The 18,265-nt window shown below is 70.5% G+C and carries 18 protein-coding genes; 7 read left to right on the forward strand and 11 right to left on the reverse strand.

The genetic code is table 11. From position 1 onward, the window contains the following. The 4 genes from ACFE65_RS06960 to ACFE65_RS06975 all read right to left on the reverse strand — a co-directional run. Positions 1–437: fasciclin domain-containing protein (locus ACFE65_RS06960; RefSeq protein WP_375381623.1), on the reverse strand; the 437-nt coding region annotated here is incomplete at its 3' end. A gap of 137 nt (positions 438–574) precedes the next feature. Then, entirely contained in the window at positions 575–1,285 is a 711-nt protein-coding gene (locus ACFE65_RS06965) for an anti-sigma factor domain-containing protein (protein ID WP_375381624.1), read from the reverse strand. After that, the gene (locus ACFE65_RS06970; RefSeq protein ID WP_375381625.1) at positions 1,282–1,851 is read right to left on the reverse strand and encodes a sigma-70 family RNA polymerase sigma factor; all 570 of its coding nucleotides are present in this window, start codon (positions 1,849–1,851) and stop codon (positions 1,282–1,284) included. Before ACFE65_RS06970 ends, ACFE65_RS06965 begins: the two co-directional genes overlap by 4 nt. A gap of 44 nt (positions 1,852–1,895) precedes the next feature. Then, positions 1,896–3,743: a phosphoenolpyruvate carboxykinase (GTP) gene (locus ACFE65_RS06975; protein WP_375381626.1), complete on the reverse strand. Its 1,848-nt coding sequence runs from the start codon at positions 3,741–3,743 to the stop codon at positions 1,896–1,898. Positions 3,744–3,925: 182 nt separating this feature from the next. On the opposite strand from ACFE65_RS06975, the gene ACFE65_RS06980 reads away from it, so the two are divergent. Beyond that, positions 3,926–4,663, forward strand: a complete 738-nt coding sequence (locus tag ACFE65_RS06980) for a phosphatase PAP2 family protein (RefSeq protein ID WP_375381627.1) — start codon at positions 3,926–3,928, stop codon at positions 4,661–4,663. A gap of 135 nt (positions 4,664–4,798) precedes the next feature. Here the strand turns inward: ACFE65_RS06980 and galE are convergent, their stop codons facing one another. Then, entirely contained in the window at positions 4,799–5,794 is a 996-nt protein-coding gene (galE, locus tag ACFE65_RS06985; protein WP_375381628.1) for a UDP-glucose 4-epimerase GalE, read from the reverse strand. A 62-nt stretch (positions 5,795–5,856) separates the two neighbouring features. On the opposite strand from galE, the gene msrA reads away from it, so the two are divergent. Next, positions 5,857–6,414, forward strand: coding sequence for a peptide-methionine (S)-S-oxide reductase MsrA (gene msrA, locus ACFE65_RS06990; RefSeq protein WP_375381629.1), 558 nt, complete (start codon positions 5,857–5,859; stop codon positions 6,412–6,414). 72 nt (positions 6,415–6,486) lie between these two features. On the opposite strand, the gene ACFE65_RS06995 is transcribed toward msrA, so the two are convergent. Beyond that, entirely contained in the window at positions 6,487–7,473 is a 987-nt protein-coding gene (locus ACFE65_RS06995; RefSeq protein WP_375381630.1) for an L-threonylcarbamoyladenylate synthase, read from the reverse strand. Between the two features lie 45 nt (positions 7,474–7,518). On the opposite strand from ACFE65_RS06995, the gene ACFE65_RS07000 reads away from it, so the two are divergent. Then, a complete protein-coding gene (locus ACFE65_RS07000) occupies positions 7,519–9,231 on the forward strand; it encodes an acyl-CoA dehydrogenase (protein WP_375381631.1) in 1,713 nt (570 codons plus the stop codon). 162 nt (positions 9,232–9,393) lie between these two features. On the opposite strand, the gene ACFE65_RS07005 is transcribed toward ACFE65_RS07000, so the two are convergent. Together ACFE65_RS07005 and ACFE65_RS07010 are read right to left on the reverse strand one after the other, a co-directional pair. Then, positions 9,394–9,744: a GntR family transcriptional regulator gene (locus ACFE65_RS07005; protein ID WP_375381632.1), complete on the reverse strand. Its 351-nt coding sequence runs from the start codon at positions 9,742–9,744 to the stop codon at positions 9,394–9,396. Between the two features lie 31 nt (positions 9,745–9,775). After that, complete coding sequence (locus ACFE65_RS07010; RefSeq protein WP_375381633.1) at positions 9,776–10,363, reverse strand: nitroreductase; 588 nt, start codon at positions 10,361–10,363, stop codon at positions 9,776–9,778. A gap of 120 nt (positions 10,364–10,483) precedes the next feature. On the opposite strand from ACFE65_RS07010, the gene ACFE65_RS07015 reads away from it, so the two are divergent. From ACFE65_RS07015 to hemA, 4 genes are all read left to right on the forward strand, one after another. Continuing rightward, positions 10,484–12,289 carry a peptide MFS transporter gene (locus ACFE65_RS07015; RefSeq protein ID WP_375381634.1) on the forward strand — a complete coding sequence of 602 codons (1,806 nt, stop codon included), beginning with the start codon at positions 10,484–10,486 and terminating at the stop codon, positions 12,287–12,289. Positions 12,290–12,346: 57 nt separating this feature from the next. Next, positions 12,347–13,198, forward strand: a complete 852-nt coding sequence (locus ACFE65_RS07020; RefSeq protein WP_375381635.1) for a sigma factor-like helix-turn-helix DNA-binding protein — start codon at positions 12,347–12,349, stop codon at positions 13,196–13,198. Positions 13,199–13,245: 47 nt separating this feature from the next. Further along, the gene (gene murI / locus ACFE65_RS07025; RefSeq protein ID WP_375381636.1) at positions 13,246–14,043 is read left to right on the forward strand and encodes a glutamate racemase; all 798 of its coding nucleotides are present in this window, start codon (positions 13,246–13,248) and stop codon (positions 14,041–14,043) included. An 85-nt stretch (positions 14,044–14,128) separates the two neighbouring features. Further along, positions 14,129–15,415 carry a 5-aminolevulinate synthase gene (gene hemA / locus ACFE65_RS07030; protein WP_375381637.1) on the forward strand — a complete coding sequence of 429 codons (1,287 nt, stop codon included), beginning with the start codon at positions 14,129–14,131 and terminating at the stop codon, positions 15,413–15,415. Positions 15,416–15,589: 174 nt separating this feature from the next. Here the strand turns inward: hemA and ACFE65_RS07035 are convergent, their stop codons facing one another. Genes ACFE65_RS07035 through ACFE65_RS07045 form a run of 3 tightly spaced genes read right to left on the reverse strand, consistent with a single transcriptional unit; the run spans position 15,590 to position 18,237 of the window. Beyond that, on the reverse strand, positions 15,590–17,134 hold the full coding sequence (locus ACFE65_RS07035) for an ABC transporter permease/substrate-binding protein (protein WP_375381638.1): 1,545 nt from the start codon (positions 17,132–17,134) through the stop codon (positions 15,590–15,592). After that, positions 17,131–17,934: an ATP-binding cassette domain-containing protein gene (locus ACFE65_RS07040; RefSeq protein ID WP_375381639.1), complete on the reverse strand. Its 804-nt coding sequence runs from the start codon at positions 17,932–17,934 to the stop codon at positions 17,131–17,133. Before ACFE65_RS07040 ends, ACFE65_RS07035 begins: the two co-directional genes overlap by 4 nt. Positions 17,935–17,940: 6 nt before the next feature. Beyond that, complete coding sequence (locus ACFE65_RS07045; protein WP_375381640.1) at positions 17,941–18,237, reverse strand: 4a-hydroxytetrahydrobiopterin dehydratase; 297 nt, start codon at positions 18,235–18,237, stop codon at positions 17,941–17,943. Positions 18,238–18,265 lie beyond the last annotated feature (28 nt).

The raw sequence follows: 18,265 nt of genomic DNA on the forward strand, positions 1-18,265 counted from the left end.
ACCGTCGACATGCCGCCCTTGGCGTCGGTGAGGACGAGCTTGCCCATCTTCATCGTCGCAGTCAGCGGCTCGCCCTGCACGGTCGTCAGCGTGGCCGTTCCGTGCCCGGCCTTGATCGCGGCGGCGATCGTCTTGGACGTCATCGTGCCGGCCACGACGTGATAGGTCAGGATCGAGGTCAGCGTCGCCTTGTTCGCGGGCTGCAGCAGCGTGTCGACCGTGCCCGCCGGCAGCTTGGCGAACGCCTCGTTGGTCGGCGCGAACACCGTGAACGGGCCGGGACCGGACAGCGTGTCGGCGAGGCCGGCGGCCGTCACCGCGGCGACGAGCGTCGTATGGTCCTTGGACTGGGCGGCGTTCTCGACGATCGTCTTGGTCGGGTACATCGCGGCACCGCCGACCTTGGGGTTGGTCGCCGCCATCGTCATCGACGACATCGAGCCAATCAGGGCGAGGGCCGTCAGGGCACCTCGAACAGTACGTCCGGTCACGGGCAGTCTCCTAGATTTGCTGTGCCTCGTGTCAGGCACGTCACGAATACGAGCGGGACGGCCAAGCAGATGCGTAACCTGCGTCAAGTTATGGCCAAACTGCCGGTCAGGATCACCGGCCCGGTCGGAGCACCTGTCGGCGAGCCGCCCGGCGGTTCGAGCGAGATCGCCAGCGTCGCGCCCGGCACGATGAACCCGGCGGCGGAGGCAGGCGCGGCTCTTGCGCCCGGTCCGTCCGCCGCGACCACGCCAAGCGCGTGCGGCGTGCCGCCCGCCGGGATGACCCACAGTTCGGTTGCTTGCGTGCCAGGGGTCAGGCGCGACGGCAGCACCGTCAACCGCCGCGTCCCGGGGTCGTAAGCGATCGCGACGGCGGCGGGCCGGTCGGGCGAGGCGAGCACCGCCAGGAGCGGCCGCGGCGCGGTTCGCGCGACGGGGCCGACGCGCGGTGGCGAGCCGGGCCGCAGCAGCAGCGCGGTCGTGGAGCCGATCGCGAGCACTGCCGCCGCCGCGCTGGCGAACTGCCATCGCCGCACGCGTCGCGTGCCCGGCGCGACGTCGTTGGCCGGCAGCCGAGCGGTAACCGCGGCCCAGACCGCGTCCGGCGGCGTCACGTCGGCGTCGACGAACAGGCCGACCGCGCGGTCCTGCCAACGTCGGTGTGTGGCGGCGAAGTCGCGGTCGGTCGCCAGCCGGCGCTCGGCGACCGCGCGCTCGTCCGGATCGAGCAGCCCGAACGCCAGCTCCGCGGCCACCAGTTCGTCCTCGTCGCGCGTGGCGGGATCGACACTCATTCCAGGCACCCGCGCAATTTGATGAGGGCGCGGCGGATGCGGCTCTTGACGGTGCCGAGCGGCAACGACGCGCGCGTGGCGAGCGCTGTATAGGAATCGCCCTCGAAGAACGCGGTCGTGATGAACGAACGGTCGCCCACCGCCAGTTCGCGCAGGCAATCATGAAGCCGGCGCTCGTCGCGGCCGGCGCTGGCCAGATCGAACGCACTCGGCCGGTCGTCAGCCACATTATCCGCCTCGTCGATCGGCGCGGCGGGCGCACGGCCGCGCGAGCGCAGCCGGTCGATCGCGCAGTGACGGGCGATCACGACCATCCATGTCGTCGGCGATCCCCGCGTCGCGTCATAGCTGCTCGCGCGCCGCCAGATCGCGAGATACGTCTCCTGCAAGGCCTCCTCCGCGTCGTGTCCGTCCACCAGGATACGACGGCAGACGGCAAACAGCTTCCCGGAGGTCTCACGATACAGCGCCGCCAGCGCCGCTCGATCGCCGCCCGCGACGTCGCGCAGCGCCGCGACCAGCCGATCGCAGTCGTCGGGCGTGGGTGGCGAGCGATCGGCGGACATGATCAGGCCGTGTACCCCGCCGAATGAAGGCGCAAGAGCGGCGATCAGTGCGCCGCGACCAGCCGATCCTCCAGCGCCTCCTGCTCGCGCCAGAGTGCCGGGGGAACGCGGTCGCCCAGCGCGCGAAGATCGTCGGCGCTGGCCCGCGCCTCGTCGCGCCACACCGCCGTATCGACGGTCAGCAGCTGCGCGAGCGCATCGGCCGACAGGTCCAGCCCCGCCACGTCGAGCGCGCCTGGCGCGGGCAGCCGCCCGATCGCGGTATCCGCCGCATCGCCGGTCCCCTCGCACCGCTCGACGATCCATTTCAGCACGCGCGCGTTGTCGCCGTAGCCGGGCCAGAGGAACTTGCCGCCTGCGCTCTTGCGGAACCAGTTGACCAGGAAGATGCGCGGCAACTGCTTGCCGTCCGACTGTGCCGCGGCGCCGAGCCGCACCCAATGTTCCATGTAATCGGCCATGTGATAGCCGCAGAACGGCAGCATCGCGAACGGATCGCGGCGCAGCGCGCCGACCGTGCCCTCCGCCGCCGCCGTACCCTCCGACGCGATGTTCGCCGCGAGGTACACGCCGTGGTTCCAGTCGAACGCCTCCGTCACCAGCGGTACCGCACTCGCGCGCCGGCCGCCGAACAGGATGGCGCTGATCGGCACGCCCTCGGGCCGGTCCCACTCGGGCGCGATCGACGGGCATTGCGCGGCGGGCACGGTGAAGCGCGCGTTGGGATGCGCGGCGGGCTTGCCGCTCGCGGGGTCATAGGGTTGCCCGGTCCAGTCGGTCAGGCCGGCGGGGGCCGCGTCGGACAATCCCTCCCACCAAACGTCGCCATCGGCGGTCAGCGCGGTGTTGGTGTAGATCGCGTTCGCCGACAGCGAGTCGATCGCGTTGCGGTTGGTCACCGGCGACGTGCCAGGGGCGACGCCGAAGAAGCCCGCTTCGGGGTTCACCGCGTACAGCCGGCCGTCCTTGCCGAACCGCATCCAGGCGATGTCGTCACCCACCGTTTCCGCTGTCCAGCCCGGGATCGTCGGTTCCAGCATCGCCATGTTGGTCTTGCCGCAGGCGGACGGGAAGGCGGCGGCGACGAAGTGCGTCGCGCCTTCGGGGCTCGTCAGCTTCAGGATCAGCATATGCTCGGCGAGCCAGCCCTCGTCTCGCGCCATGACGGACGCGATGCGCAGCGCGAAGCACTTCTTGCCCAGCAATGCGTTGCCGCCATAGCCCGATCCGTACGACCATATCTCCCGCGTCTCGGGATAGTGGACGATCCACTTCTCGTCGTTGCACGGCCATGGCACGTCTGCCTTGCCCGCATCCAACGGCATGCCGACCGAGTGGACGCAGCGCACGAAGAACCCGTCGTCGCCCAGCATCTCGAGCGCGGGCGAGCCCATCCGCGTCATGATCTTCATCGACATGACCACATACGGGCTGTCGGTCAGCTCCACGCCGATCGACGACTTGTCCGATCCGATCGGGCCCATGCAATAAGGCACGACGTACATGGTGCGCCCGGCCATGCAGCCGGCGAACAGGCCGTCCATGTGCGCGCGCGTCTCGGCCGGATCGCGCCAGTTGTTGGTCGGGCCGGCGTCCTTCTCCGCTTCCGAGCAGATGAAGGTGCGGCTCTCGACGCGGGCGACGTCGCGCGGATCGGAGCGCGCGTAGAAGCTGTTGGGGCGTTTCGCCGGATCGAGCGCCACCAGCGTGCCCGCCGCGACCAGCTCCGCCGACACCCGGTGCCACTCCGCGTCCGACCCGTCGCACCAGACCACCGACTTGGGGCCTGCCAGGCCGGCGATCTCGTCCACCCAGGCGAGCAGGCCCTCGTGCCGCGTCGGTGCGGCCGTCTGCTGGTCGGGCCGGGCGATCGTGTCGGACGATGGGTTCACGGCTGTCTCTCCTGCCCGCTAGGCTTGCATTTGTCGGACCACGGCTCTGGCCCACGTCCACCCACTTTGGGCGAGGTCAGCCGATATGTCCACCTCGCGCCCTGCCAAGAGCGTTCTGTCGAGAGCGTTCTGTCGAGAGCGTTCGCGATTGCCGTCATCGTGCCGCCACGGCAGGACAGCGCATGGCTGCTCACTCCTCCCTCACGTCCGATCCCTCGCCCCGGTCCGCGCTCGTTCCGTCCCCGCGCGGGCTTTCGGGCGTGGCGGCGGCGGCCGGGCTCGGCGCTGGCGCCCTCGCGCTCGTGCTGCTGGTGGGGGTGTTCGCCGGCCCGGGGCCGTTCGCGATCGATCGCGCGCTGCTGCTCGCGCTGCGGCGGCCGGGCGACCCCGCCACGCCGATCGGCCCGGCCTGGCTGCTGCCGGCGATGCGCGACGTGACGGCGCTCGGCGGGCCGACGGTACTGACGCTGGTGGTGATCGCCGTCACCGGCCTGCTGCTGGTGGTGCATCGGCGTCGCACCGCGATGCTGCTGCTGGCCGCGACGATCAGCGGCGCAGCGCTGGTCGCGCTGGTGAAGGGCCACGTCGGCCGCGCCCGCCCGGAGATCGTCCCGCATCTGGTGGACGCGACCGGGCGCAGCTTCCCGAGCGGCCATTCGACCGACAGCGCGGTGGTGTATCTGACGATGGCGGCGCTGGCGGCGCGGCTGGTGACGACGCGCGCGGCGCGTGGCTATGTCGTCGGGCTCGCCGTGGCGCTGGTCGGGGCGATCGGGGTCAGCCGCGTGTATCTGGGGGTGCATTGGCCGAGCGACGTGGCGACCGGCTGGAGCGTCGGCACGCTGTGGGCGCTGGGCTGGTGGCGGCTGGGTGCGGTGTGGGACGCTTCGGAGTTGCGCGGCAGTCGAACGAACCGGTAACTTGATCCGTCGTCGCCTTCATCTGTGGTCGCCTTGATCCGTCGTCCCAGCGCACGCTGGGACCTCGCCGTCATGGAGCACGTCCGTCGATCCGAGAGACCCCAGCGTTCGCTGGGGTGACGACCGTGGGGAAACCTACCCGCGCCGCTCCGCCAGCACTTGCTCCCACGCCAGCGCATCGCGTACGATCGTGTCGAGGTCGTCGCGCTGCGGTCGCCACGGCAGTGCCGCCAGGATCGCGCGGTTGTCCGCGATCAGCGCGGCGGGATCGCCCGCGCGGCGCGGCTCCATGCGGCGCTCGATCCGCATGTTCGTCACCCAGTCGACCGCGTCGAGCACCTGCCGCACCGAGAAGCCGCGCCCGTAGCCGCAGTTGAGCGTATGGCTCCGCGCAGGGTCCGCCACCAGCAGGTCGAGCGCGGCGACGTGCGCGGTGGCGAGGTCCGACACATGGATGTAATCGCGCACGCCGGTGCCGTCGGGCGTGTCGAAATCGGTGCCGTACACGCCGACGCCGTCACGCCGGCCGGTGGCGGCCTCCACCGCGATCTTGATGAGGTGGGTCGCGCCCACCGTGCTCTGGCCGGAGCGCCCCTCGGGATCGGCGCCGGCGACGTTGAAGTAGCGCAAGGCGCAGTAGTTGATCGGATGCGCCGCGGCGACGTCGCGCAGCATCGCCTCGCTCATCAGCTTGGACATGCCGTACGGATTGATCGGCACCGTCGGGTCGCTCTCCGCCACCGGCACCTTGGCCGGCGTGCCGTAGGTCGCGGCGGTGGACGAGAAGATGAAATGCGGCACGTGCGCCGTCACCGCGCTCTCGATCAGGCTGCGCGTGGCGGCGGTGTTGTTGCGATAGTATTTCAGCGGGTCGGCGACCGACTCGGGCACCACCACCGATCCCGCGAAGTGCATGATCGCGCGCACGCGATGCTCGGCGAGGACGTCGACGATCCGCGGGTCCTCAACCGCCATCTCCACAAGCGTGGCGCGCGGATCGACCGCCCAGGCGAAGCCGGTGACGAGGTTATCGACCACCACCACCTCATGCCCCGCATCGAGCAGCGCGAGCACCGCATGGCTGCCGATATAGCCTGCCCCGCCCGTCACCATCACCTTACCGTCGATCATCCACGCCCCCTCGTTTGCAGCGCGGTAGCCGCTTCCTACATGGGTGGGAAGGAGACGACATGATGACCGACTATGCAACGCTCGCCGGCGGCTGCTTCTGGTGCACGGAGGCTGTGTTCAAGGACGTGATCGGCGTCGAAACCGTCGAGAGCGGCTATATCGGCGGCCATGTGCCCAACCCTGATTACCGGTCCGTGTGCGACGGCACGACCGGCCACGCCGAGGCGATCCGGATCGGCTTCGATCCCGCGCAGCTGAGCTACGCCGACCTGCTCGACATCTTCTTCGCGACGCACGACGGCACGCAGCTCAACCGGCAGGGCAACGACGTCGGCACGCAATATCGCTCGGCGATCTTCCCCGCGTCGCTGAGCCAGGAGGCCGAGGCGCGCGCCGCCATCGCCCGTGCGCAGGCGGCCGCCGGCAAGCCGATCGTCACCACGATCGAGACGCCGCAGGATGCCGTCGCCGGCACCTGGTACCCCGCGGAGAGCTATCACCAGGCCTATTGGGAAACGTCCGGCCGCACGAATGGCTATTGCCTCGCGGTGATCCCGCCCAAGCTGCAGAAGCTACGCAAGAGCTTCGCCGCGCGGTCGAAGGCGATGGCGACCGTCTGAGACTTACTTCGTCACCCCGGGCTCGACCCGGGGTCCCGCTTATCGCCGCCCAAGAAGAAGCGGGATCCCGGGTCAAGCCCGGGATGACAAGGAAGGGCGCGCTGCGCGGGAGAGGCGGTCGGCGATCGCCTCGCCGATCCCGTGCGCGGGAACGGGCGCGACAGCGATGCGCGCGCGGTCGCTCGCGTCGGCGCGGTGCAGCGCGTCGAACAGGCGTGCGGCGGCCTCGGCGAGGTCGCCCGTCGTTGACAGCGTATCGTCGCCGGGTACCGCGCCGAATCCGATCAGCCACTCGTCGTGCGCGGCCGCGATGGCGTTCAGCCGAAGCGGCTTGCTCGGCGCATAGTGGCTGGCGAGTTGGCCGGGCGCGGTGATCCGAGCCTCCGCCTGCTTCCCCGGCGAAGGCCGCGGCCCAGCCTCCAACCGGCCCGTATCCGACCCCCGGCTCTCGCCGGGAAAGAGCGTGTCGCGCGCGATCGGCCCCGGCCGCAGCATCTCGCGCCCACGCACGATGGTCGACTCGACCCCGTCGGGACAGGCGCCGTCGTCGATCACCAGCGGCACCGCATTGCCGAGGCTCGCGACGACATGCGCCGCGCGCGTCGGGCTGATGCCGTTGCTGCGGTTGGCGGACGGCGCCGCGAGCGGGCACCCGGCGGCGGCCAGGAGCGCGCGGATCGCGCGATGCGAGGGAACGCGGATCGCGATCGTGTCGAGCCCGGCCGTCACCGCCGTCGCGATCGGCGCGCCGGGCCTCAGCGGCAGCACCAGCGTCAGCGGCCCCGGCCAGAACCGCGCAGCCAGCGCCGTCGCGTCGGCATCGAAGATCGCTAGCGCCTCCGCCGCCGCCAGATCGGGCACATGGACGATCAGCGGGTTGAACGAGGGCCGGCCCTTGGCGGCATAGATGCGCGCGACCCCGCCCGCGCTGCCCGCGTCGGCGGCGAGGCCGTAGACCGTCTCGGTCGGTATCGCGACGATCCCGCCCGCGGCGATCAGGTCGGCCGCGCGGGCGATGGCTTCCGGGCCGAACGGCAGGACGACTGGCGCACGCATCATGGGGCGCTATATCGAACTCCAGAGACGATACGAGAGGACGAACCGATGGCCTATACCGCCCCCACCGCCGAACAGCGCTTCGTGCTGGAGCATAGCGCTGGGCTGACCCATCTCGCCGCCAGCGAGCGCTTCGCGGCGGCCAGCGACGATGTCGTCGAGGCAGTGCTGGAAGGCGTCGCGGGCTTCGCCGCCGGCGAATGGGCGCCGCTCGCCAAGATCGGCGACACGGTCGGCGCCAAGTGGACAACCGCCGGCGTCGTCATGCCGGAGGGCTATGCCAAGGCGTACCACGACTATGTCGAGGGCGGCTGGGGCACGATCGGCGCGCCGGAGGAGTGGGGCGGGCAGGGGCTGCCCTTCGCATTGCAGACCGCGGTGCTCGAGACGCTGGGCGGCGCCAATACGGGCTTCGCGCTCTGCCCGACGCTGACGGTCGGCGCGATCGAGGCGCTGGCGCATCATGGCAGCCCCGAGCAGCAGGCGGCGTACCTGCCGCGCCTGTCCACCGGCGAGTGGACCGGCACCATGAACCTGACCGAGCCGCAGGCGGGCAGCGACGTCGGCGCGCTGCGCAGCCGGGCGACGCCGCTCGGCAACGGCAAGTGGAGCGTCAAGGGCACCAAGATCTACATCTCGTTCGGCGACCACGACATGGCGCCCAACATCGTCCACCTGGTGCTCGCGCGCACGCCGGGCGCGCCCGAAGGAACGCGCGGGATCAGCCTATTCCTGGTACCTAAATACCGGCTGACCGCCGACGGCGAGCCGGGCGAGGCGAACGACGTCCGGGTCGTGTCGATCGAGCACAAGATGGGCCTGCATGCCTCGCCCACCTGCGTGCTAAGCTTCGGCGATCACGACGATTGCATCGGCGAGCTGATCGGCGCGGAGGGCGGTGGCCTACGCGCGATGTTCACGATGATGAACAACGCGCGGCTCAATGTCGGCCTGCAGGGCGTGCAGGTGGCGGAGGGTGCGATGCAGGGCGCGGTCGCCTATGCGCTCGAGCGGGTGCAGTCCGCACGAGCGGGCAGCGCCAGCCGCGAGTCCGTCCGCATCGTTGAGCATCCCGACGTGCGCCGCATGCTGATGCGGATGCGCGCGCAGACGCAGGCGGCGCGGGCGTTGGTGTACCACGCCGCCGGCATGGTCGACCGTGCGACGCTGGGTGAGGACGGCGCCCGCTCGCGGCTCGAAGTGCTGACCCCGCTTGCCAAGGCGCATGCGACCGATCTGGGCAACGAGGTCGCGAGCCTGGGCATCCAGGTGCACGGCGGCATGGGTTACGTCGAGGAAACGGGCGCCGCGCGCTTCTTCCGCGACGCGCGGATCACGCCGATCTACGAGGGCACCAACGGCATCCAGGCGGCGGACCTCGTCGGCCGCAAGCTCAGCCTCGACAACGGCGCGGCGTTCGGCTCGCTGATCACCGACATGGCTGCGACCGCCGAGCATGCGGACCTGAAGGCACTGGTCGAGACGTGCGACGCCATCGGGCGCCGGCTGGCGGGGACGGATCACGACGACCGGCTGGCGGCGAGCTATCCGTTCCTGACGATGCTGTCGGTCGCGGTGTGCGGCTGGCTGCTGGAAGCGCAGGCGCGCGTCGCCCCCGCGACGCCGTTCGGCGCCGCCAAGCGCGCGACGTCACGCTTCTACCTCGACCAGATCGTACCGGAGGCGCTGGGACTGCGGGCGGCGGCGACAGCGACCGCCGAGGTTCTATACGCGATGGAGCCCGAAGCCTTCGCGGCGTAACCTGGCGTCCGTTACTCCACTCCGTTCACCCTGAGCTTGTCGAGGCCTGTCCTGAGCGACGCCGCAGGCGGCTGTCCTTATCTTTCTAAGAAAGGCAGTGCTTCGACAAGCTCAGCATGGACGGGGTTGTAAGGTGATCTCGCAGAAGCGGGAGGGAAGGAGCTAGACGCGCTCGATCAGCGCGCCAAGATCGATACCCAGCAGCTCGGCATGCTCGGCGATGCGCGGCCAGTACCGGTCCACGAAGCGCTCGCGCTCGACCACGCGCAGGCGCTCTGCGGCGCCCGGCAGGATGAACATGCCGACGCCGCGCCGCACCTCGACATAGCCGTCCACCTGGAAGCTCTGATACGCCTTGGCCACCGTCAGCGGATTGGCGCCATGTTCGGCGGCGAAGGCGCGCACGGAGGGCAGCTGGTCGCCCTCGCGATGCTCGCCGCGCAGGATCGCCGCCACCACCAGGCCGCGCAGGCGGAGGTAAACCGGGCTGTCCCCGCCGTTATATGCTGTCATGCTGCCTTAATACACCAATCGGCCTTCAGGTCTACCTTGGCGGCGTCCAGTCGGTCCTGACGCGGGCCATGTCCGGCCGGGGCCGCTCGTCGAGCGCGCGGCCGGGCGTGCCGATGAAGAAGAAGCCGGCGATCCGCTCCGGTGCGGCGCCAAACGCATCGCGCACCACGTCGGAATAAGCGGCCCAGGTCGTCAGCCAGCCGCCCGCGAACCCCATCGCATGCGCTGCGTGGAGCAGGTTCATGCCGGCCGCGCCTGCGCTCAGCTCCTGCTCCCACAGCGGGATGTGGCTGTCGGGCTGAGGCGAGGACATCTGCACCACCAGCGCCGGCGCCTGGCGCGCGAACTGGTCGTTGGCCTCCGTCTCCAGCCGCCCGGCGTCGGGCTTCTGGGCGATATAGGCGCGGGCGAGGAGCGCTGCGAAGGCATCGCGCCGGTCCGCGCCTACCGTCACGAACCGCCACGGCGCGAGCTTGCCGTGATCGGGCGTCCGCGCGGCGATCGCGACGATCCGGGCGAGCTGATCCGCGTCCGGCCCGGGGGCGACGAGGTCGCGCGGCTTACCCGAGCGGCGGGTGGCGAGCGCCGATAGCGGCGACGAGAGGTCGTTGAACGTCATGGCCGCGCCTGTAGCGCCGCGCGGCGGGCATTTACAGCCGGTCGCAAGCCGCTACGCTCTCCAGTTCATCGTCCTCGCATCGCCGCGGTCGACGGCACCGAGTGACGGGAGCGTAGGTAGATGGTCGACACCCCGACGGCGGACAGCCGGTCCGAGCCGGATATAAGCCACGTGACTCCACTCGCGCAAAAGACGTGGATCGGCCACCCGCCGCAGCTCCGCCGGCTGTTCGGGATCGAGATGTGGGAGCGGTTCGGCTTCTACGGCCTGCGCGCGGTGCTGGTGATCTATCTCACCAAGCATTTCCTGCTGGCGGACCACGAGGCGAGCGGGATCGTCGGCGGCTATCTCAGCCTCGTCTATCTGACGCCGGTCGTGGGCGGGCTGCTCGCCGACCGCTATCTCGGCGCCAAGCGCGCCGTGACGTTCGGCGCGCTGGTGATGGCGGCCGGTTACTTGCTGCTGTGTTTCGGCGGCAGCCAGGCGAGCCCTTACGCGACGATCGCGGGCAAGCGCTATCCCGTCAGCCAGGCGCCCGCCGCGACCGTCACCGCGACCAGCGACGCGCCGCAGACGATTGTGATCGATGGCCGGACGCTCGCGCTCCACGGCCTGCCCGACGGCTCGGTCCAGCTTCTGGCACCGGGCGGCCAGGTCGCGCGGACGGTGCCCGCACGTGACTTCAGCGCCGGCGCGGACCGGCCGGCCTTCTACACCAACCTGATGCTGCTGGCGCTGAGCGTGATCGTGGTCGGCAACGGCTTCTTCAAACCCAACATCTCCACCATCGTCGGCTCGCTCTATGCGGCGGGAGACCAGCGGCGGGACGCGGGCTTCACCATCTTCTACGCCGGCATCAACCTCGGCTCGATCCTGGGGCAGCTCGCGGTGCCGTTCATGATCGATCATGTCGGCTGGTGGGCGGGTTTCCTGCTCGCCTCCGCGGTGCTGCTGGTCGGCTGGGCGATGACGCGGTTCGACGGCGGGCGGCTTGCCGGTTACGGCAACCCGCCGGTGCTGGGGCGGCGTGACCCGGCCCTGCTGATCTATGTGCTCGCGATCGCCTCGGCGGCGATCGTCTGGCTCGTGTTCCGCAACGTGATGACGACGCCGGAGCCCGCCGCGGGCGGCGGCGTGCTCGCCTATCTCGCCGCGACGCCGTTCCTGGGCAAGGTCCTGTTCGCGACCTTCCTCGCCGCCGTGGTCGGCATCCCGATCTGGGCGGCGCGCGTCGGGACCAGGGCGGAGTTCCAGATGATGCTGGCGGCGATCATCCTGGTGGTGTTCAACGTCACCTTCTGGACGCTGTTCGAACAGGCGGCCTCGTCGCTGACGCTGTTCGCGGACCGCAACACCGACTTGTCGATCCTCGGCTTCCACATGTCGGCCGCGAACACGCAGAACTTCAACTCGATCATGGTGGTGGCGTTCGCGCCCGTCATGAGCGCGCTGTGGCTGGGTCTGGCCAGACGGGGCTGGGAGCCGTCGATCCCGATCAAGTTCGGCATCGCGCTGCTACTGGTCGGCGCGGGGTTCGTCGTGCTGGCGGCGAGCGGCGCCACCGCCGATGCCGCGTTCAAGGTGTCGCTCTGGTGGCTGGTGCTGACCTATCTGCTCCACTCGATCGCGGAGCTGTGCATCTCGCCCGTCGGGCTTTCGATGATAACCAAGCTGTCGATCGCGCGGATCGTGGGCATGATGATGGGCGTGTGGTTCCTGTCGCTCTCGGCCGGCGAGTATCTGGCCGGCGCCGCCGCCCAGGCCGCCGCGGTGCAGACGGTGGGCGGGCAGGTGACCAACCCCGAGCTCGCGCTCCATACCTATCTGCACATTTTCCGGACCGGCGGCATCCTGACGATCGTGGCCGGCGCGATCCTGCTGGCGATCTCCCCGCTGCTCAAGCGCATCATGCACGGGGTGCGCTGAGCGGTACCAGCCGACCGTACCTGTGCAGCGGCGGTCGCCCGGCCTAGCGCAGTCCGCGTGACGGGACAGGGCGACGGCTTGGATGCGGGTGAGCGAAGCCGTGCGGCGCTCGCCCGGCTGACTCAGAACGAGCGCGAGTGCCTGCGACGCCGTCTGCTGCCGCAGACCGCCAAGGAGATGGCGATCGATCTCGGCATCAGCCCGCATGCGGTGGAGAAGCGGCTGAAGATGGCGCGGGCGAAACTGGGCGTGTCGTCTTCACTCGCCGCCGCGCGGCTGTTGGCGGCGGGGTATGGCGTGACGGTACCCTATCCGGCGGACCTGCCCGGCGAAGATCGCGCGGCGCAGGACGGATCGGCGGCACCCGACGCGCCGCACCGGTGGCGCTTGCTTCCGGTCGCCCTTGTCCTTGGAGCCGTTTCCATGATCCTTGTCGCAACACTGCTGACGCTTGTTTCGCAGCCCCCTCAAGCCGTGCCTGCGAGCGCCAAGGGTGCAGGCACGAACGACGTGGTGCTGATCCTGCCCGCAGACTCCCCGGGTCCGCAAATCGCAGGCTCGCCCACACCCGAGAGCGCGGCTGACATGCGGATGCGTCGTGCCGGCCCCATAGAAGTGGCCGCTTTCGCGCGCAGTAGCTTTGGCACCATGGACAAGGACGGGTCCGGCTTCGTCGAGCCGCACGAGGCGCCCGTCGCCGGCGTCGGCGTCGTCGATGAGAAGCCGGGCCGCCGGCATCCCACGCGAGACGCGACCGCGCGCTGGGCGATCGGGCCACAGGCGCAGGCGAGGTGGATCGCGTTGATGGACCGGGACGGCGACGGCCGGGTAAGCGAGGCCGAGTACGTCGCTTATGAGTCGAAAGTCTGGCGCGACCACGTGCCGGCCAACTGGGCATGGCGGCGGTGATGCGGGCCGCTTGACGAGTGGCGGGTCGGCACGGCACTCGCACGACTATGCAGGACGCCCGCCCCATCCTGTTCTTCGATTCCGGTGTCGGCGGCTTGTCGGTGGTCGCGCCGACGCTGGCGCTGCTGCCCACTGCACCGATCGTCTACGCGGCCGACTCCGCCGGCTTCCCTTACGGCACGCGCTCGGAAGCGGAGATCGCCGCGCGGGTGCCGGCGTTGCTCGGGCGACTGGTGGAGCGGTTCAGGCCGCGGCTGGTGGTGATCGCGTGCAATACGGCGTCGACGATCGCGCTGGCGCCCGTCCGCGCCGCGCTCGACGTGCCGGTGGTGGGGACGGTGCCCGCGATCAAGCCGGCGGCCGAGTTGTCGCATACCCGCGTCATCGGCGTGCTCGGGACGGAGGCGACGGTGCGCCAGCCTTATGTGGACGACCTCGCCGCGCGCTTCGCAGCCGATTGCCTGGTGCTGCGCCACGGGTCGGCGGCGTTGGTCGAGCTGGCGGAGGCGGCGCTGGCGGGAGAGGCGCCGTCGCCCGATCGTGTGCGGGGCGAGCTCGACGGCCTCCTCGACCAGCCCGGCGGCGAGCGGATCGACGTGATCGTCAACGCCTGCACGCATTTCCCGCTGCTGCGGGACGCGCTGGTCGCGGTCGCGCCCGAGGGCATGGCCTTCGTCGACGGCGGCCCCGGCATCGCGCGCCGGGTCGCGCATCTGACCGCCGGCCAGGACTGGCCGGCCGGGCGCGTGCCGCACCGGTTGGTCTTCACGCGCCTGGGGGAGCGCGAGCGGCGGACCGCTTCCCATCTCACCGCGCGCGGCTTCGCCGAGCCCGAGCTGCTGTGACGGTCCGCACCATCGCTGCGGTCGATCAGTGTCGGCAGCCAAAGTCGCTGGAAAATCGCCGGTCGCGGGGGTAGACACCTCTGCCATGACCACCGATGTCAGCGTCTTGCCGATCACGACCGCCCCGCACCCCGCCCCGACTCCCGTGCCCACTCGAGTCGATTACTCGCGCGTGTTCACCCAGGCGATCGACCGGCTGCATGCCGAGGGTCGCTATCGCGTGTTCATCGACATCCTGCGCAATAAGGGCCAGTTCCCCAACGCCCGCTGCTTCGCCGGGCACAACGGCCCCAAGCCGATCACCGTGTGGTGCTCCAACGACTATCTTGCGATGGGTCAGCACCCCAGCGTCATCGCGGCGATGGAGGAGGCGCTGCACGACGTCGGCGCCGGCAGCGGCGGCACGCGCAACATCGGCGGCAACACCCATTACCACGTCGATCTTGAGCATGAGCTCGCCGACCTGCACGCCAAGGAGGCGGCGCTGCTGTTCACGTCGGGCTATGTCTCGAACGAGGCGACGCTGGCGACGATCGCGCGCCTCCTGCCGGGCTGCGTCATCTTTTCCGACGAGATGAACCACGCGTCGATGATCGCGGGCATCCGCAACTCCGGGTGCGAGAAGCGGGTGTTCCGGCACAACGACCTCGCGCACCTCCAGGAGCTGCTGGCCGCCGAGGACCCGTCGCTGCCCAAGCTGATCGCCTTCGAGAGCGTGTATTCAATGGAAGGCGACATCTCGCCGATCGCCGCGATCTGCGATCTCGCCGACACGTACAACGCGCTCACCTATTGCGACGAGGTGCATGCGGTCGGCATGTATGGCCCGCGGGGCGGCGGCATCTCGGAGCGGGACGGGGTGGCCGACCGGATCACGATCATTGAGGGCACGCTTGGCAAGGCGTTCGGGGTGATGGGCGGCTACATCGCCGCGAGCCGCACGATCATCGACGTGATCCGCTCCTATGCGCCGGGGTTCATCTTCACCACCAGCCTGTCGCCGGTGCTGGTCGCGGGCGTGCTGGCGAGCGTGCGGCACCTTAAAGCATCGAGCGAGGAGCGCGAGGCGCAGCAGCGTCACGCCGCGATGCTGAAGGCGATGCTCGCCGACGCCGGCCTGCCGGTGATGCCGGGGAGCACGCACATCGTGCCGCTGATGGTCGGCGATCCCGTGAAGGCCAAGCGGATCAGCGACATTCTGCTCGCCGAATACGGCGTGTACGTCCAGCCGATCAACTATCCGACGGTGCCGCGCGGCACCGAGCGGCTGCGCTTCACCCCCGGCCCCGCGCACGACGAGGGCATGATGCGCGAACTGGTGGATGCGCTGGCGGAGATCTGGAGCCGGCTGGAGCTGAGGCGGGCGGCTTAGGCATACGGGTACCAGACAGGCGTCCGCTCAGCCCCAATCCCCGTTCGTCCTGAGCTTGTCGAAGGACAGGTATCGTGCGGAACAGGTGCCCTTCGACTGCCTGCCAGGGCAGGCGCTCAGGACAGGCTTCGACAGGCTCAGCACGAACGGCGCGAGTAGCGGATTGGCCCAGAGCTAACGGTCCAGCCCCACCCTCTTCTCCAGCCACCGCGCGGCCTCGTCCGGCGTCTGCTTGTCGGCATCGCGGTCCACCCGGTAGTTCGCCTCCCGCATCGCGGCCACGGGTATCCGCCCGACCAGCGGCGCCAGCGCGGCCGTGAACCGCGCGTCCCCGGCGTGCGCCGGTCCCACCAGCAACATCGCGTCATAGCCCGGCAGCGCGCCGCGCGGGTCGGTCAGCACGGTCAGGTGGTCCGCGGCGATCCGGCCGTCGGACGAAAAGGCGCTGATGACGTCTGCCCGCCCGCTCTCCAGCGCGCGGTACATGAACGTCGGGCTGTAGGGCGTCGTCGAGGCGAACCGCAGCGGATAGGCACGCCGCACCGCCGTCCATTCGGGCCGTTCGAGGAACTCGAGGTCCGCCCCCAGCGCGAGCCGCGGCGCGGCGGGGACCAGCGCGTCGAGGCTCGCGATGCCGCTGCCCGCCTGTCCATTCTGGGGCCGCATCGCGAAGGCATAGGCATTCTCGAACCCCAGGATGCCGAGCATCCGCACATGATGGCTGGCCCGCATCCAGCGCGCGATCGCGGCGTCCTGCGCGGCGTGGGGCGGCGTGTCCTGCCGGTGCATCTGGTTGGCCCAGATCGTCCCCGCATAATCGACATAGACGTCGACACTGCCGCCCGCGAGCGCGCCGAACACCACCGCCGACCCGAGCCCGTCGCGATACTCGACGCGGTAGCCGGCGCGCTCCAGCCGGTGGCCGATGAGGCGCGCGAGGACGAACTGCTCGGAGAAGTTCTTCGCGCCCACCACAATGGTGTGCTGCCGAGCGCCCAGCAGCGGCGCGGCGGCCGCGATCAGCGCCGCGGCGAGCAGCGCGAGCGACACGACGATCGGCCACCGCCGCCGGCTCCGCGCGCCCCATTCCGCCAGTCCCAGCAGCGCGTCCACGCCCAGCGCCAGCCCGGCGGCGGCGAGGCAGCCGGCGAGCACCAGCGGCCAGTTCTCCGTCTGCAATCCGGCGAAGATCAGGTCGCCCAGGCTCGGCTGGCCCACCGTGGTGGACAGCGTCGCCGCGCCGATCGTCCACACCGCGGCGGTGCGGATGCCAGCCATCACCGTCGGCAGCGCGAGCGGCGCCTCCACCCACTTCAGCTTCTGCCAGCCGGTCATTCCGACGCCGTCCGCGGCGCGTATCACCGCCGGATCGAGCCCCGACAGCCCCGTCACCGTATTGCGCAGGATCGGCAGCAGCGAATACAGCGTCAGCGCGATCAGCGCGGGCAGGAAGCCGAGCGCCGGAATGCCGCCCCCGACCAGCCCCGATAGCCACAACAGCGCCGGATAGAATAGCGCGAGCAGCGCGAGACTCGGGATCGTCTGCACCAGGCTCGCGAACCCCAACGCCGCCCGCCCCACGCTGCGGCGGCGCGCGGACCACAGCCCGAGCGGCAGGCTGATCGCAAGGCCCAGCGCCATCGCGGCGGCGGCGAGCAGCAGGTGCTGGCCGGCAAGTGCGGGAACGCGGGCCCAAGCGCCATCCACGCCGCCGCTCACGCCGCCGGCTCCCGGGTCATCCTCGCCAGCCGCTCGGCCTGTTCGCGCGGCACCGCGACCAGCGCCTGCGCCTCGCTACCGCCCTCACCGCGCAGCAGCGCCGCCGGGCTCGCATCGCCGACGATCCGGCCGCGCGCCATCACTAGCACCCGGTCCGCGAGCAGCAGCGCCTCCGCCATGTCGTGCGTCACCAGGATGGTCGTCAGCCCGAGCCGGTCGTGCAAGCCGCGCATTGTGCGGCCGAGCGCATCGCGGGTGACGGGATCGAGTGCACCGAACGCCTCGTCCATCAGCATCAGACCGGGCGCGGTGAACAGCGCGCGCGCGACGCCGATGCGCTGGCGTTGTCCGCCCGATAGCGCCTCCGGCAGCCGCGCCGCCATCGTGCGGGGCAGGTCGACGAGGTCCAGCATCTCGGCCACCCGCGCGGCGGTCTCTTCCCGGTCGTGCGTGCCGGCGATCCGCCAGCCGATCGCGACGTTCTCGGCGACGGTCAGGTGCGGGAACAGCCCGGTGTCCTGGAACACATAGCCGATCCGCCGCCGCACCGCCTCGGCCGGCCCGTCGCGCACGTCCCGGCCGTCGATCAGGACCCGCCCGTCGGTCGGCTCCACCAGCCGGTTGACGCATTGCAGCAGCGTCGACTTGCCCGATCCCGACGCGCCGACCAGCGCGGTGAAGCTGCCCGCGGCCAGCACCGCCGACACGTCGTCCACCGCCGTCGTCCCGTCCGGATAGCGTTTGGCGAGCCGCTCGAACGCGACGGGAGGGCCGGACGCCGAACCGGAAGATACCGCCATCGAGGATCAGTCCCCCAGGATCGCGTCGATCGCCTCGGCCAGCTCGATGTCCCGCGGGCTCAGCCCGCCCGCGTCGTGCGTCGTCAGCAGGATGTCGACCCGGTTCCAGACGTTGCGCCATTCCGGGTGGTGGTCCGCCTTTTCCGCCACCAGCGCGACGCGCGCCATGAAGCCGAACGCCTCGGCGAAGTCCGCGAACACCGCGGTGCGCGTGATCGCGTCGCGGCCCTCATCGTAATCCCAGTCGGGCAGGCCATCCAGGGCCTCGGCGCGCTCGGCCTCGCTCAGCGGCTTGATCTTCATCCAGGTTCCTTGCTCCGTTGCGTGGGCG

Source organism: uncultured Sphingomonas sp., from assembly GCF_964237335.1.
Classification (GTDB): domain Bacteria; phylum Pseudomonadota; class Alphaproteobacteria; order Sphingomonadales; family Sphingomonadaceae; genus Sphingomonas.

Bases quoted from the DNA above. Each gene is read 5' to 3' on its own strand.
- galE (WP_375381628.1), bottom strand. From the start codon at position 5,794: ATGATCGACGGTAAGGTGATGGTGACGGGCGGGGCAGGCTATATCGGC.
- ACFE65_RS07040 (WP_375381639.1), bottom strand. From the start codon at position 17,934: ATGGCGGTATCTTCCGGTTCGGCGTCCGGCCCTCCCGTCGCGTTCGAG.
- ACFE65_RS07015 (WP_375381634.1), top strand. From the start codon at position 10,484: ATGGTCGACACCCCGACGGCGGACAGCCGGTCCGAGCCGGATATAAGC.
- murI (WP_375381636.1), top strand. From the start codon at position 13,246: ATGCAGGACGCCCGCCCCATCCTGTTCTTCGATTCCGGTGTCGGCGGC.
- ACFE65_RS07045 (WP_375381640.1), bottom strand. From the start codon at position 18,237: ATGAAGATCAAGCCGCTGAGCGAGGCCGAGCGCGCCGAGGCCCTGGAT.
- ACFE65_RS06980 (WP_375381627.1), top strand. From the start codon at position 3,926: ATGGCTGCTCACTCCTCCCTCACGTCCGATCCCTCGCCCCGGTCCGCG.
- ACFE65_RS06995 (WP_375381630.1), bottom strand. From the start codon at position 7,473: ATGATGCGTGCGCCAGTCGTCCTGCCGTTCGGCCCGGAAGCCATCGCC.
- hemA (WP_375381637.1), top strand. From the start codon at position 14,129: ATGACCACCGATGTCAGCGTCTTGCCGATCACGACCGCCCCGCACCCC.
- ACFE65_RS07010 (WP_375381633.1), bottom strand. From the start codon at position 10,363: ATGACGTTCAACGACCTCTCGTCGCCGCTATCGGCGCTCGCCACCCGC.
- ACFE65_RS06970 (WP_375381625.1), bottom strand. From the start codon at position 1,851: ATGTCCGCCGATCGCTCGCCACCCACGCCCGACGACTGCGATCGGCTG.
- ACFE65_RS07000 (WP_375381631.1), top strand. From the start codon at position 7,519: ATGGCCTATACCGCCCCCACCGCCGAACAGCGCTTCGTGCTGGAGCAT.
- ACFE65_RS07005 (WP_375381632.1), bottom strand. From the start codon at position 9,744: ATGACAGCATATAACGGCGGGGACAGCCCGGTTTACCTCCGCCTGCGC.
- msrA (WP_375381629.1), top strand. From the start codon at position 5,857: ATGACCGACTATGCAACGCTCGCCGGCGGCTGCTTCTGGTGCACGGAG.
- ACFE65_RS06965 (WP_375381624.1), bottom strand. From the start codon at position 1,285: ATGAGTGTCGATCCCGCCACGCGCGACGAGGACGAACTGGTGGCCGCG.